The sequence below is a fragment of the Streptomyces sp. NPDC024017 genome (assembly GCF_040638895.1).
In the GTDB taxonomy this organism is placed as follows: domain Bacteria; phylum Actinomycetota; class Actinomycetes; order Streptomycetales; family Streptomycetaceae; genus Streptomyces.
The window spans coordinates 1-13,959 of record NZ_JBEZYZ010000001.1; the positions used below are offsets into that span (position 1 = coordinate 1).

The 13,959-nt window shown below is 71.0% G+C and carries 10 protein-coding genes; 4 read left to right on the forward strand and 6 right to left on the reverse strand.

The window, feature by feature from the left end; translation table 11 throughout:
• Both AB0G20_RS00005 and coxB read right to left on the reverse strand, forming a co-directional pair.
• Nucleotides 1–288, reverse strand: a 288-nt coding sequence (locus AB0G20_RS00005; protein ID WP_350710297.1) for a cbb3-type cytochrome c oxidase subunit I, incomplete at its 3' end; no start/stop codon positions are given.
• Nucleotides 285–1,250, reverse strand: coding sequence for a cytochrome c oxidase subunit II (coxB, locus tag AB0G20_RS00010; protein ID WP_107454510.1), 966 nt, complete (start codon nt 1,248–1,250; stop codon nt 285–287). The genes AB0G20_RS00005 and coxB, both read right to left, overlap by 4 nt.
• Before the next feature lie 264 nt (nt 1,251–1,514).
• On the opposite strand from coxB, the gene AB0G20_RS00015 reads away from it, so the two are divergent.
• Nucleotides 1,515–2,894: an aminotransferase class V-fold PLP-dependent enzyme gene (locus AB0G20_RS00015; protein ID WP_361293303.1), complete on the forward strand. Its 1,380-nt coding sequence runs from the start codon at nt 1,515–1,517 to the stop codon at nt 2,892–2,894.
• 85 nt (nt 2,895–2,979) lie between these two features.
• Here AB0G20_RS00015 and AB0G20_RS00020 read toward each other — a convergent pair whose 3' ends face one another.
• The gene (locus AB0G20_RS00020) at nt 2,980–3,954 is read right to left on the reverse strand and encodes a carbohydrate kinase family protein (protein WP_361293306.1); all 975 of its coding nucleotides are present in this window, start codon (nt 3,952–3,954) and stop codon (nt 2,980–2,982) included.
• 132 nt (nt 3,955–4,086) lie between these two features.
• On the opposite strand from AB0G20_RS00020, the gene AB0G20_RS00025 reads away from it, so the two are divergent.
• Entirely contained in the window at nt 4,087–4,296 is a 210-nt protein-coding gene (locus tag AB0G20_RS00025; protein WP_361293309.1) for a hypothetical protein, read from the forward strand.
• A gap of 146 nt (nt 4,297–4,442) precedes the next feature.
• Nucleotides 4,443–6,476, forward strand: a complete 2,034-nt coding sequence (locus AB0G20_RS00030; RefSeq protein WP_361293312.1) for a hypothetical protein — start codon at nt 4,443–4,445, stop codon at nt 6,474–6,476.
• An 86-nt stretch (nt 6,477–6,562) separates the two neighbouring features.
• On the opposite strand, the gene AB0G20_RS00035 is transcribed toward AB0G20_RS00030, so the two are convergent.
• A complete protein-coding gene (locus AB0G20_RS00035) occupies nt 6,563–6,919 on the reverse strand; it encodes an iron-sulfur cluster assembly accessory protein (RefSeq protein ID WP_031109243.1) in 357 nt (118 codons plus the stop codon).
• 283 nt (nt 6,920–7,202) lie between these two features.
• Here AB0G20_RS00035 and nadA point away from each other — a divergent pair, with 283 nt between their 5' ends.
• Complete coding sequence (gene nadA / locus AB0G20_RS00040) at nt 7,203–8,387, forward strand: quinolinate synthase NadA (protein ID WP_361293314.1); 1,185 nt, start codon at nt 7,203–7,205, stop codon at nt 8,385–8,387.
• A gap of 18 nt (nt 8,388–8,405) precedes the next feature.
• On the opposite strand, the gene AB0G20_RS00045 is transcribed toward nadA, so the two are convergent.
• Nucleotides 8,406–10,610 carry a serine/threonine-protein kinase gene (locus tag AB0G20_RS00045; RefSeq protein WP_361293317.1) on the reverse strand — a complete coding sequence of 735 codons (2,205 nt, stop codon included), beginning with the start codon at nt 10,608–10,610 and terminating at the stop codon, nt 8,406–8,408.
• 115 nt (nt 10,611–10,725) lie between these two features.
• Nucleotides 10,726–13,845, reverse strand: a complete 3,120-nt coding sequence (locus tag AB0G20_RS00050) for an efflux RND transporter permease subunit (RefSeq protein ID WP_361293320.1) — start codon at nt 13,843–13,845, stop codon at nt 10,726–10,728.
• Nucleotides 13,846–13,959 lie beyond the last annotated feature (114 nt).

Genomic DNA, 13,959 nt, shown 5'->3' on the forward strand with positions numbered 1-13,959 from the left:
CAGCAGCATGATCGTGCCGTGCATCGTGAACGCCTGGTTGAACTGCTCGTTCGACATGATCTGCAGACCCGGCCGGGCCAGCTCGGCGCGCATGAGCAGCGCCATCACGCCACCGATGACGAAGAACGCGAAAGACGTGGCCAGGTACATCGTGCCGATCGTCTTGTGGTCCGTCGTCGTCAGCCACTTGACCACGACACTGCCGCGGTTCTGGCGCCTGACCGGCAGCTCGTCCTGGTAGTGGGACCCTGCTGCCGCGGCACCCTGGGGTTCGTTGAGGATGCTCACAGGTTGTTCGTCTCCCGGTTCTTCTCGTGGCTCGTCTGCGCGATGCCGGCAGGAACGTAACCGTTCTGCTGCTTGTCCACGAGGTCCTTGAGGTGCTGCTCGTAGCGCTCGGGGGAGACGACCTTCACGTTGAACAGCATCCGAGAGTGGTCGACGCCGCAGAGCTCGGCGCACTTGCCGAGGAAGGTGCCCTCCTTGTTGGGGGTCACCTCGAAGGCGTTGGTGTGGCCCGGGATGACGTCCTGCTTCATCAGGAACGGCACCACCCAGAAGGAGTGGATGACGTCACGCGAGGTGAGGACGAAGCGGACCGTCTTGCCCTTGGGCAGCCAGAGCGTCGGGCCCGGGTTGTTGGTCTGCGGGTTCCGCGTACCGGGAGTGCCGCAGTCGTAGACGCCTCCGGCGTTCGCCGGGAAGTCCTCCTTGAAGCGGTCCGGGATCGCGTCCAGGTCCTTGGAGGTCTTGGCGTCACCGGTGGAACCGGCGACCGGCTCGATGTAGTTGAAGCACCAGCTCCACTGGAAGCCGACCACGTTGACCGTGACGTCGGGCTTCTTCTTGAGGCTGAGCAGCTCGGACTCGTCACGGGCGGTGAAGTAGAACAGCACCGAGACGATGATGAGCGGGACCACCGTGTACAGCGCCTCGATGGGCATGTTGTACCGGGTCTGCGGAGGAACTTCGACCTTGGTGCGGCTGCGCCGGTGGAAGAAAGCACTCCACAGGATCAGACCCCACACCAGCACGCCGACGGCGAGCGCAGCCGCCCAGGACCCCTGCCACAGGGAGAGGATCCGCGGAGCCTCTTCCGTGGTCGGGGTGGGCATACCAAGGCGGGGGAAGTCTTCCCAGTTGTACGAGCAACCGGTGGCTGTCGCCAAGACCAGGCCCGCGGTCAGTGCCTGCAGCAGCTTCCGCCGCATCGGGCGCCGCGGCGAGCGGTCGGAGCCGTTGGGACTCACGTAGCGCCTTCCCGAGAGTCTCGCCCGCGCGGATCGGCTGCGGCCTGGCCTTCTCGCTGGTCGGTCGCGGCCCTGCGTCGGGCAGGGGTTTGGATGTTTATGCGGACCAAACCCTAGCCGACGCCCTCCGGGGGTTCTCGGGGAGGGGTGCCTACTCACTCGGGTGGTTCGCTGAATTGGCGGCTGCGGGCTGTTTGTGGCTGTTCGCGCAGTTCCCCGCGCCCCTGAGGACCGCTGCCCCCCGGGACGTTCTAGCGTTGCTGTGTGCCCTACTTCGATGCTGCTTCCGGTGTTCCGCTTCATCCTGTCGCCCGGCAGGCTCTGCTTGCCTCACTCGACGAGGGGTGGGCGGATCCCGCACGTCTGTACAGGGAAGGACGCCGGGCCCGGATGCTGTTGGACGCGGCGCGGGAGGCCGCTGCAGAGGCGGTGGGGTGCCGGGCGGACGAGCTGGTGTTCACCTCGTCCGGAAGCCGTGCCGTGCATACGGGGGTTGCCGGGGCGCTGGCCGGGCGCAGACGCGTCGGGCGCCACCTGATCGTGTCAGCGGTCGAACACTCTTCTGTCCTCCATTCGGCCGAGCTGCACGAGGCGGACGGGGGGTCCGTCACCGAGGTGACCGTCGACCGGGGCGGGGCGGTGGATCCGGTCGCCTACGGGGATGCCCTGCGCGGGGACACGGCTCTGGCCTGTCTGCAGTCCGCCAATCACGAGGTCGGAACCGAGCAGCCGGTCGCTGCGGTGGCGGAGCTGTGCCGGGAGGCCGGGGTGCCGTTGCTGGTCGACGCGGCGCAGTCGCTCGGCTGGGGGCCGGTGGACGGGGGCTGGTCGCTGCTGACGGCCAGCGCGCACAAGTGGGGCGGGCCGTCCGGGGTCGGGCTGCTCGTGGTCCGCAAGGGTGTGCGGTTCGCGGCGCAAGGGCCGGTGGACGAGCGGGAGTCGGGGCGGGCGCCCGGTTTCGAGAACATCCCGGCGATCGTGGCGGCCGCCGCGTCGCTTCGGGCCGTACGGGCCGAGGCGGCCGAGGAGGCCGTACGCCTGCGGGAGCTGACGGACCGGATCCGGGCGCGGGTGCCGCGGCTGGTGCCCGACGTGGAGGTCGTGGGCGATCCGGTGCGCCGGCTGCCCGGGGTCGTCACCTTCTCCTGTCTCTACGTCGACGGCGAGGCGCTGCTGCACGAGCTGGACCGGGAGGGTTTCTCGGTCTCGTCCGGATCGTCCTGCACGAGCAGCACGCTGACGCCCAGCCATGTACTGCGGGCGATGGGCGTGCTGAGTGAGGGGAATGTGCGGGTTTCCCTGCCGCCGGGGGTGGCGGAGGAGGATGTGGAGAGGTTCCTGGCCGTCCTTCCCGGGGCTGTGACGGCCGTGCGGGAGAAGCTGGGCGCGCCGGTCGCCTCCCGGGTCGCCCGCGAGGAGGACGTCCTGGTCGTGGACTCCCTCGGCAAGCGCTGCCCGATTCCGGTGATCGAGCTGGCGAAGGTCATCGGTGACGTGCCCGTGGGCGGGCTGGTCCGGGTCCTGTCGGACGACGAGGCGGCCCGCCTGGACATCCCGGCGTGGTGCGAGATGCGAAGCCAGGAGTACCTGGGCGAGGAGCCGGCGGAACAGGGGACGGCGTACCTGGTCCGCCGGGCGAGCTGAGCGTCCCGGGGGCGCGGGGCTGTGCCGATGTGCGGCCCCGCCGCGTGCGCGCGACCAGCCCCCACGCACCCGTGGTCGGCGACGGTCAGGCGAGATGCCCTTGGACCTCCGTCGCCGCCTCGTCGCCGTACGCTTTGGTGAACCGCTCCATGAAGTGGCCCCGGCGCAGCTGGTACTCCTGCGTGCCCACCGTCTCGATGACGAGGGTCGCCAGCATGCAGCCGACCTGCGCGGCCCGCTCCAGGGAGACACCCCACGCCAGACCGGAGAGGAACCCGGCACGGAAGGCGTCGCCGACGCCCGTCGGGTCGGCCTTGCGCTCCTCGTCGGGCGTGCCGACCTCGATCGGGTCCTCACCGGTCCGCTCGATGCGTACGCCGCGCGCGCCCAGGGTGGTCACCCGGTGGCCCACGCGGGACAGGATCTCCGCGTCGTTCCAGCCGGTCTTGGTCTCGATGAGGCCCTTCTCGTACTCGTTGGAGAAGAGGTACGTCGCCCCGTCCAGCAGGATGCGGATCTCCTCGCCGTCCATCCGGGCGATCTGCTGGGAGAAGTCGGCGGCGAACGGGATGGACCGGGAGCGGCACTCCTCGGTGTGGCGGAGCATGGCCTCCGGGTCGTCGGCGCCGATGGAGACCAGGTCGAGGCCGCCGACGCGGTCGGCGACGGTCTTCAGCTCGATGAGGCGGGCCTCGCTCATGGCGCCGGTGTAGAAGGAGCCGATCTGGTTGTGGTCGGCGTCGGTCGTGCACACGAAGCGGGCGGTGTGCAGCGTGTCGGAGATGCGGACGGAGTCGGTGTCGACGCCGTGCCGCTCCAGCCAGGCCCGGTACTCGTCGAAGTCCGCGCCCGCGGCGCCGACCAGGATCGGCCGGGTGCCGAGCTGCCCCATGCCGAACGCGATGTTCGCGGCGACGCCGCCGCGGCGGACGTCGAGCTTGTCGACCAGGAACGACAGCGAGACCGTGTGCAGCTGGTCCGCTACGAGCTGGTCGGCGAAGCGGCCGGGGAAGGTCATGAGGTGGTCGGTGGCGATGGAGCCGGAGACTGCGATGCGCACGGCGTGGACTCTCCTGAGGGAGGCGGACCTTGACGGTTCACGCTATCGGGTGGGCGGGGCGGCTCTGACGGCATCAAAACTACCCGATAGTAGATCTTTCTCCGTGAGCTCGGCCGTGCCTACGGTGCCGCTATGACGAACCTCAAGGTCCATGCCCCCGCTCCGGTCGATCTGGAAGGCGAGCTGGCGTCGCTGCCGGGTGACGGGGCCCGGATGGCTCCGCACTGGGCGGCCCCCGACCGGATCGCCTCGCGGCCGGTCTCCCCGGCCCTGATCCACGGCGTCTCCGTACCCCTGGCGTCGGCGCGGCTGCTCGACGCCACGGAGGAGTACGGGGACTGAACGGCGCACTCGCGGGAACCGTGTGCTCCCCCGCTGCGTCCCATCGCTGTCCCCCGTAAAGGGGAGGCGGGATACGACCCACCAGCGGTCCGTGTGTGACCGGGCCGGGTCCCATGGGACAGCTGTGCAGCCGAAGGAGCGATGCGGTGAACACCGAGCGACCCGACAACGACGACGACGCCAGGGACGCGGGCGGCGCCACCGCCGACGCCCCGGAGGTCGAGGAGCCGGGTACGGCGGATGCCGGGACCCCGGCCGAAGCCGAGGTGCCGACGGAAACCGAGGCGTCGCCGGGTGCCGCTGAGTCCGAAGAGGCCGACGAGACCGGGGAAGCCGCCGAGGCCGAAGAGACCGCCGAGGCCGCTGAGGTCGCCGAGGTCGAAGACACCGCCATGGCTTCCGAGACTTCCGGGACTTCCGAATCTGAAGGTGAGGACACGCGGGCAGCCGAGGGCGGCGCAGGCGGGACGACGGTCCCCGCCGCCGAAGAGCCCGGTACGCCGGAGGCCTCGAAGACGGGCGCGCCCGAAGACCGGCGGGCCGGCGGCGAGCGGGCAGGCGCGGCCGGGGCCCCCGAAGCCGCCACGGAAGGCGCGGGCGACGAGGAAGCCCACGCCGGATCGGCACCGGCACCGGCACCGACCCGCGACGTCACGGCCGGCGACACCGGCGCCGAGAAGGCCCGCTCCGGTGCCACCCCGGCAGCGGACGGCGACCTCCCCCGCGACGAAGGGGACCTGGTCCACCACGGCGGAGGGCGCCCGCGTACGCCCGCGATCATCGCCTCCGTAGCCGCCGCCGTGCTGCTGATCGGCGGCGGCGGGGCCTGGCTCGCCTCCAACGCGTCCAATGGACCCGGCGGCGGCCAGACGTCCGGTGCGCCCGGCGGGGACGACACTCCCCCGCCGCTCGCGCTCGACGGCTACTCGGAGTCCACGGCGGGCGGCGGCAACGGCATCGCGCCCGGCGAGCCCAACCCCTACGGCGCCACCTACCGGGTCGACGGCACCCTCCCCGACGGCCCCGGCAAGGCGCCGGTGTACCGGGCGCGGGGCGAGGTCACCAAGGCGGACGTGGCCCGGCTGGCGAAGGCCCTCGGGATCGAGGGGGCGCCGGTGGCGCAGGGCGAGGCCTGGAAGATCGGGGGCCAGGACGGGTCGGGGCCGAACCTGCAGGTGAACCGGCAGGCGCCGGGGTCCTGGACGTTCAGCCGGTACGCCCCGGGCACCGACAACTGCAAGGGCACTGACACCTGCACCGCTCCGCAGTCCGGTGGCACACCGGTGAGCGAGGACGTGGCCGAGAAGGCCGCGGCGCCCGTACTGAAGGCGGTGGGTCAGGACGACGCGAAGCGCGACGCGAGCCAGGTCATGGGGGCCCAGCGGGTGGTGAACGCCGCTCCCGAGGTCGGCGGGCTGCCCACGCACGGCTGGACGACCGGGATCACGGTCGGTGCGGGCGGCGAGGTCGTGGGCGGCAGCGGTCAGCTGAAGACTCCGGTGAAGGGCGACACGTACCCCGTGGTCAGCGCCGGGAAGGCGCTGGAGCTGATGAACGGGCAGCCGAAGAGCGATCACCGGATGGGCATCGGCGGCTGCGCCAGCCCCGTGCCGCTCGAGGACAAGCTGGAGCAGCCGTGCGAGCAGCCGGCGAGCGGTGCTCCCGAGCAGGACACGGTCACGGTCGAGAACGCGGTGTTCGGGCTGGCCGCGCACGTCGTGGACGGGCGGCAGGCGCTGGTGCCGTCCTGGTTGTTCGAGGTGACGGCGCCGGGCGCGAAGGACCCGTTCACGGTGACGTACCCGGCGGTGGAGCCGAAGTACCTGGCCTCCCCCGAGCCGAGCGAGCCGAGTGATCAGCCGACGTCGGCTCCCGGTCCGCGCGAGGTGAAGGTGGACGGCTACCGGGCCGAGGGCTCGGAGCTGACGGTGACGTTCACGGGCGGGGTGTGCGCCGACTACGACGTGAAGGCGGACGAGAAGGGCGACGAGGTGACGGTCACGGTGACGTCGACACCGTGGCCGAAGGCGGTCTGCATCATGATCGCCAAGCAGTTCCAGGAGACCGTGCAGCTGGACGAGCCGCTCGGTGACCGAGCCGTCGTGAATGCGGACGGCAAGGCGGTACCGCTGGCCAAGGAGGGCGCGCGGCTGCCGGCTCCCCCCACGCAGGAGCGCTAGAGCCGCACAGCGCGAAGGCGGCGGCCCCGTCGGAGGGGGCCGCCGCCTTCGTCGTGTCCGCGGCCGCCGGTGGCGGCTCGGCAGGCTCAGCTGAAGGAGTCGCCGCAGGCGCAGGAGCCCGTCGCGTTCGGGTTGTCGATCGTGAAGCCCTGCTTCTCGATGGTGTCCACGAAGTCGATCGTGGCACCGCCCAGGTACGGGGCGCTCATGCGGTCGGTGACGACCTTCACACCGCCGAAGTCCTTCTCCACGTCGCCGTCGAGGGCGCGCTCGTCGAAGAAGAGCTGGTAGCGCAGGCCGGAGCAGCCGCCGGGCTGGACGGCGACGCGCAGCGCGAGGTCTTCGCGGCCTTCCTGGTCGAGCAGCGCCTTGACCTTGGACGCGGCGGCGTCGGTCAGGATGATGCCGTCGGTGACGGTGCTGGTCTCGTCCGATACGGACATCTACATCTCTCCCGGGTTGTACGGAGACTGCTTGCCGACGGTTGCAACCGGCGGGGCCTCGGATTCATTCCGGGGCCGGGCGCTCGATCTCGGCTCCTTTTCATGCTCGCACACGCGCCGGGAACCGGAAAACGGCTCTTTCCGGGTCTTCCCGGGAATGAACGGCGACTCACCGGGATTCACGTCACACCGACGCTATGGCCATCGTCAAAGTGACGTGAAGCGGTTATGATAGATAGCGTCAAATCGACGAAAAGTCGCAGAAACAGAAAAGGTGCGTGTCGTGACCACCGCCCAGACCCAGGAGCTCGACGTACAGCCGACGCCCCTCGCCCTGCTGCTCCTCGGCCGTGAGGCCGACCCGAAGAGCGAGCGCGGTGTGGAGTGCCCCGGCGACCTGCCCTCGCCGTCCGACCCGGACCTGGTGGAGCGCGCCCGCAAGGCGAAGGAGAAGCTCGGGGACAAGGTCTTCGTGCTCGGCCACCACTACCAGCGCGACGAGGTCATCCAGTTCGCCGACGTGACGGGTGACTCGTTCAAGCTGGCCCGCGACGCGGCCGCCCGCCCGGAGGCCGAGTACATCGTGTTCTGCGGCGTGCACTTCATGGCGGAGTCCGCGGACATCCTGACGTCCGACGACCAGAAGGTCGTCCTGCCCGACCTCGCCGCCGGCTGCTCGATGGCCGACATGGCGACGGCCGAGCAGGTCGCCGAGTGCTGGGACGTGCTGACCGAGGCCGGCATAGCCGAGCAGGTCGTGCCCGTCTCGTACATGAACTCCTCCGCCGACATCAAGGCGTTCACCGGGAAGCACGGTGGCACGATCTGCACCTCGTCCAACGCCAAGCGCGCCCTGGACTGGGCCTTCGAGCAGGGCGAGAAGGTGCTCTTCCTGCCGGACCAGCACCTGGGCCGCAACACCGCCGTGCGCGACATGGGCATGTCCCTGGAGGACTGCGTCCTCTACAACCCGCACAAGCCGAACGGCGGCCTGACGGCCGACGAGCTGCGCGCGGCGAAGATGATCCTGTGGCGCGGCCACTGCTCGGTGCACGGCCGCTTCAGCCTGGACTCGGTGAACGACGTGCGCGAGCGCATCCCGGGCGTGAACGTCCTGGTCCACCCCGAGTGCAAGCACGAGGTCGTGGCCGCTGCGGACTACGTCGGCTCCACGGAGTACATCATCAAGGCCCTGGAGGCCGCCCCGGCCGGCTCCAAGTGGGCCATCGGCACGGAGCTGAACCTGGTCCGCCGCCTGGCGAACCGATTCGCGCCCGAGGGCAAGGAGATCGTCTTCCTCGACAAGACGGTCTGCTTCTGCTCGACCATGAACCGCATCGACCTCCCCCACCTGGTCTGGGCCCTGGAGTCCCTGGCCGACGGCAAGCTCGTCAACCGCATCGAGGTGGACAAGGAGACGGAGGCCTTCGCGAAGCTGGCCCTGGAGCGGATGCTGGCGCTGCCGTAACCCGCCCCCTGCCCGTCGTCACCCCGAGTGCGGTTTCCGCTCGGGGTGCGCGGGGTCGAGGCTGAAGACGGTGCCGCCGGGGGTGGTCGCGACCAGGGCGCCTTCGAGGAGCCGCACCCTGCCGGCGCCCCAGTCGGTGTCGTTCCTCTGAGCCCGCGGCAGCGTCTCCCACAGCAGCGTGCCCTTCTTGGCGTCGAGCGCCCCGACGCGGCCGCTGGCACTGGCGAGGTACACGGCCCGGGTCCGCGGGTCGTACGTCGCCTCACTCGGTTGTTCCAGGCTGGTCGGGGTCTGCCACAGCGGTTGTCCCGTGCGGGCCGACACGGCGGTGACCCGTCCGCTGGAGGTGGCGAACCACAGGGTGCCGTTCGCCAGCGTCACCTGTCCCGCGTACTCCTCGGCCAGCTTCGTCGTGCTGTCCGCACCCGTGGCGGGGTCCACCAACCGGATTGCCGCATACGGCGCCTCCTCCCCGAGGCGTGTGTTTCCGTCCTCGTCCTGGGTCAGGTCCAGGAACAGGAGCCGGCCGTCGAAGGTGCCGAAGTAGATGGCCTTACCCGGTACGGGCAGCCGGCGTGCCGGGCCGGCGGCCGGGCGCAGTTCCATCACCAGGCTGTTCTGGGGTGTCTCCTCCGGGCTGCAGTGCAGGTACAGCTTCCTGGCGGCCTCCGCGATCCCGCAGGCGTGCCTCGCGGGCAGCCGTTCCTTCCAGCGCGAGGCGCCGGTGCGGGGCGAGCGGGCCGTCACCGAGGTGCCGTCGCCCTCCGGGATCACGACGAGGTCGCCGGAGACGAACACATCGGCCCACGCGTTGTTCACCGCGCGGTCCCAGAGCCGGTCGCCGGTCGCGGTGTCGAAGGCGAAGACCCGGGTCGCCCCTTCGCCCGGGGGCTCCTGCTGGACCAGGACCGCGTCGTCCCGGATGCCGATGACCTCGAACCTGGAAAAGTCGTCGCCGGTCACGGATGCCGGCGAGCCCGCACGCCAGACGGTCTCGCCCGTCCTCCCGTCCAGGCGTACGGGCAGGATCCCGTCGCCCGCGCAGTAGACGGCGCCTTGGTCGACCTGACACACCGGCCCGCCCCGCAACCCGTCGGCCTGCGCCTTCGGCGTCGTGCGCACACCGCGCCCGGCCGTCTCGTACACCGTCGTCTGCCAGGGCTTCCAGCCGGAGGGCGGTGCCCCCCATCGGTCCTCGCTCTGCGCCCAGCCGGGGCCGAGCGTCAGATAGGCCGTCAGGCCGAGGACGACCGCGCCGACCGTGCCCGTCGCGGCGAGCAGCGGGCGGACGCGGCGGGGGCGAGTGGGGCGGGTGGGGCCGGGCGGGTCCACCACCGTCACGGGGCGGGTGACCTCGACGGGCGGGAGCCGGTCCGCGCGCAGGGCCAGGGTGGCGGGATCGCCCTCGGCCGGCTCGGGCAGGACCGTCGTGAACTCCCGGGCCAGCTCGTCGAGTCCGGGCCGGTCCACGGGGTCCTTGGCCAGGCAGCGCTCCAGGAGTCCGCGCAGCGGCGGCGCGACCCCGTCCAGCACCGGTGCGTCGTGGACCACTCGGTAGGCCGTCAGATACGGGCTGTCCGTGTCGAAGGGGCCCCGGCCGGTGACCGCGTACACCAGCAGGGAGCCGAGGGAGAAGACGTCCGACGCCGGGCCGACCGTACGGGCGTCGACGAGCTGCTCCGGGGACATGAAGGGCGGGGTGCCGATCATCTGGCCGGTCTCGGTCAGCGTCTGGTGGTTCTCCGCCGCGCGGGAGATGCCGAAGTCGATGACGCGAGGCCCGTCCTCGGCCAGCAGGACGTTGGCCGGCTTCAGGTCCCGGTGCACCACCCCGGCCCGGTGGATGTCGCGCAGTGCCTCGACCAGGCCCAGGGCCAGCCGGCCCAGTTCGGCGTCGGGAAGGGCGCCCCGGTCGCGGATCCGCCGGGCGAGCGAGGGCCCGGGCACGTACTGGGTCGCCATCCAGGGCCGCGCCGCCTCGGGGTCCGCGTCCAGGACCGGCGCGGTGAAGGCACCGCTGACCTTGCGGACGGCCGCGATCTCCTGCCGGAACCGGGTGCGGAAGACGGCGTCCGCTGCGTACTGGGCGTGGACGACCTTGATGGCGACGTCCCTGCCCGAACGCGCCCTGGCCCGGTAGACGACGCCCATGCCCCCGGCCCCGAGCCGGTCGAGCAGCCTGTAGCCGCCGACCGACTTCGGGTCGTCGCTGTGCAGCGGCACGCCCGAATCCCCTTCCCCCGTGGAGCAGTTCGAGGCCACAGGATACGGAACGCACATGCAGGCGGCCGGGCCCGGCCGTGGAGGTCCGGTGCCCGGCCGCCGCCGGATCAGGCCGTCACACGCCCGCGTGCTCCGGCTCCTGCGCGGTCTTCTCCTGGGCCGACAGGCCCTTCTTCGCCGCGCGCTTCTTCGCCCGGCGCTCCTTGCGGAGCTCGACCATCGCGTAGAGCGTCGGGACGAGCAGGAGGGTGAGCAGGGTCGACGTGACCAGACCGCCGATCACGACCACGGCCAGCGGCTGGGCGATGAAGCCGCCCTCGCCGGTGATGCCGAGGGCCATGGGCAGCAGGGCGAAGATCGTCGCCAGGGCGGTCATGAGGATCGGGCGCAGCCGGTGCCGGCCGCCCTCGATCACGGCCTCGACGACGCCGTAGCCCTGCTTGCGGTACTGGTTGATCAGGTCGATCAGCACGATCGCGTTCGTCACCACGATGCCGATCAGCATCAGCATGCCGATCATGGCCGGTACGCCCATCGGGGTGCCGGTGGCGATCAGGAGGCCGATCGCGCCGGTGGCGGCGAACGGGATGGAGACGAGCAGGATCAGCGGCTGGACCAGGGACCGGAAGGTGCCGACCAGCAGCATGAAGACGATCGCGATGGCCGCCAGCATCGCCAGGCCCAGGTTGGCGAACGCCTCGTCCTGGTCCTCGGAGACACCGCCGATCGACGCCGTGGCGCCGTCCGGGAGCTTCAGCGCGTTGATCTCGGACTGGAGCTGGGTGCTGACCGCGCCGGTGTTGTCGCCGGTCGGCTTGGCGGTGATGGTGGCCGCCCGCTGGCCGTCGATGCGGGTCATGGAGACCGGGCCGTCGACCAGCTCGACAGTGGCGATGTCGCCGAGCTTCACCGCGCCGCCCAGGCGCATGTCCTGAAGCTGCTTCAGGGTCTTGGCGGGCTTCGCCGAGCGGATGACGATGTCGCGCTCGGTGTCGTCCAGGACCGCCTTGGCCGCGGTGGTGCCGCGGACGGCCTGGGCGACGGCCGCGCCGAGGGTCTGGTCGTTGAAACCGGCCGCGGCCGCCTTGTCGTCGGCCTTGACCGAGATGCGCGGCACGCTGGTCGCCAGGTCGCTGGAGACGTCCGTGACGTCGTCGAGGGAGGCGACCGCCTTGCGGACCTCCTCGGACGCCGTGCGCAGGACGTCGGCGTCGGCGGCCTTCACGACCACGCTGAGGTCCTGGCTGCCGAAGCCGTCACCGGCGGCGACGGTGGTCGTGCCGATGCCCTTGAGACCGGCCAGGCCCTTCTCGATGTCGTCCTGGACGTCCTCGTAGGACGCCGAGTCGTCCAGCATCACCTGGTACGAGGCCTGGTTGCTGTCCGTGCCGCCGCCGAAGGCCGCCATGAAGCCGGACGAGCCGATGGTGACCTGGTAGTCCTTCACGCCCTTGGTGCCGGAGAGCAGCTGCTCGACCTTCTTCGCCTGGGCGTTCGTCGCGGCCAGGCTGGTGCCGGGCTTCAGCTCCTGCTTGACGGTGAGGACTTCCTGCTCGCCCTGGTCGAAGAAGTTCGTCTTCAGCAGCGGCGCCATGCCGAACGTGCCGACCAGGACCACGATCGCGAGGGCCACGCTGGTGAGGCGGCGCCGGGTCGCGAAGCGCAGGACCGGGACGTAGAGGCGCTGCAGGCGGCTCTTGGCCTCCTTCTCCTCGGCGAGCCGGCGTGCCTCGTCCGCGTCCTCGGGGGTGCCCTTGGGCGGGCGCAGGAACCAGTACGACAGCACCGGCACGACGGTCAGGGAGACGAGGAGGGACGCCAGCAGCGCGGCCGTCACGGTCAGGCTGAACGAGCCGAACAGCTCGCCCACCATGCCGCCGACCAGGCCGATCGGCAGGAACACCGCGACCGTCGTGAGCGTCGAGGACGTCACCGCGCCCGCGACCTCGCGGACGGCGTTGAGGATGGCCGAGTGGCGCTCCTCGCCGTAGCCGAGGTGGCGCTTGATGTTCTCCAGGACCACGATCGAGTCGTCGACGACGCGGCCGATGGCGATGGTCAGCGCGCCCAGCGTGAGGACGTTCAGCGACAGGTCGCGGGTCCACAGCACGATCAGGGCGAGGACCACGGACAGCGGGATGGACACCGCCGTCACGAGGGTGGAGCGGATCGAGGCCAGGAAGACCAGGATCACCAGGACGGCGAAGAGCAGACCGAGCGCGCCCTCGGTGGTCAGGCCCTTGATGGACTTGGACACGGCCGGGCCCTGGTCGCTGACGACCGTGAGGGTCGCGCCGGAGCCCAGGTCCTGCCGCAGGTCCGGGAGCTTGTCCTGGACGGCGTCGGAGATGGCGACCGCGCTGCCGTCGCGGTCCATCGTCACGGCGACGGCGAGGCTGGGCTTGCCGTCGGTGCGGGTGATGGAGTCGGCCGTGGCCTCCTGCTGCTTCACCGTGGCGACGTCGCCGAGGCGCACCGGCTTGCCCTTGCCGGGCTCGCCCGTGACCCTCAGGTCCTTGATCTGCTCGATCGAGGTGAAGCCGCCGCCGACCTGGACGGTGCGGTTGGCGCCGTCCTCGTCGAAGGAGCCGGCCGGCACGGTCGCGCCGCCCGCCTGGAGCGCCTGGGAGAGGGACTGCGAGGTCAGGCCCGCCTTGGCGAGCTTGGCGTCGTCGGGCGTGACGGTGACCTGGAGGTCGCGCACACCGTCGACGGTGACCTGGCCGACGCCGTCGATGCTCTTCAGGTCCGGCACGACGGTCTTGTCGAGCTGGTCGGCCAGGGCCTGCTGGTCCCGGCCGGAGGTGACGGCGAGGACGACGGTCGGGATGTCGTCCGTGGAACCGGCGACGACCTGCGGGTCGACGTCGTCCGGGAGCTGGACGCGGGCCCGGTTGACGGCCTGCTGGACGTCGGCGACGAGCTGCTTGGTGTCGTTGCCGTAGTCGAAGGACGCCATGATCACGGCGTTGCCCTCGCTGGCGGTGGAGGTGACGCCGCTGATGCCGTCGACGGCTTCGAGGGTGTCCTCGATGGGCTCGACGACCTGCTTCTCGACCACGTCCGGCGACGCGCCCTGGTACGGCGCCAGCACGGACACCATGGGCAGTTCGATGGTGGGCAGCAGCTGCTGCTTGAGCTGGGGTATCGCGATCGCCCCGAAGACGAGCGCGATGATCGACATCAGCCCGATCAAGGCCCGTTGCGCGAGGCTGAACCTGGACAGCCAGGACATGGGTGAGGGTCTCTCTTCTGTTAGCGGCAGAAGCGGCATCGGACGCGCAGATGAGCGCCCGCCCTTACACCCTGAGCCATGGCGGAACGGGGTTCCGTAGGCCCCAGGTCCCAA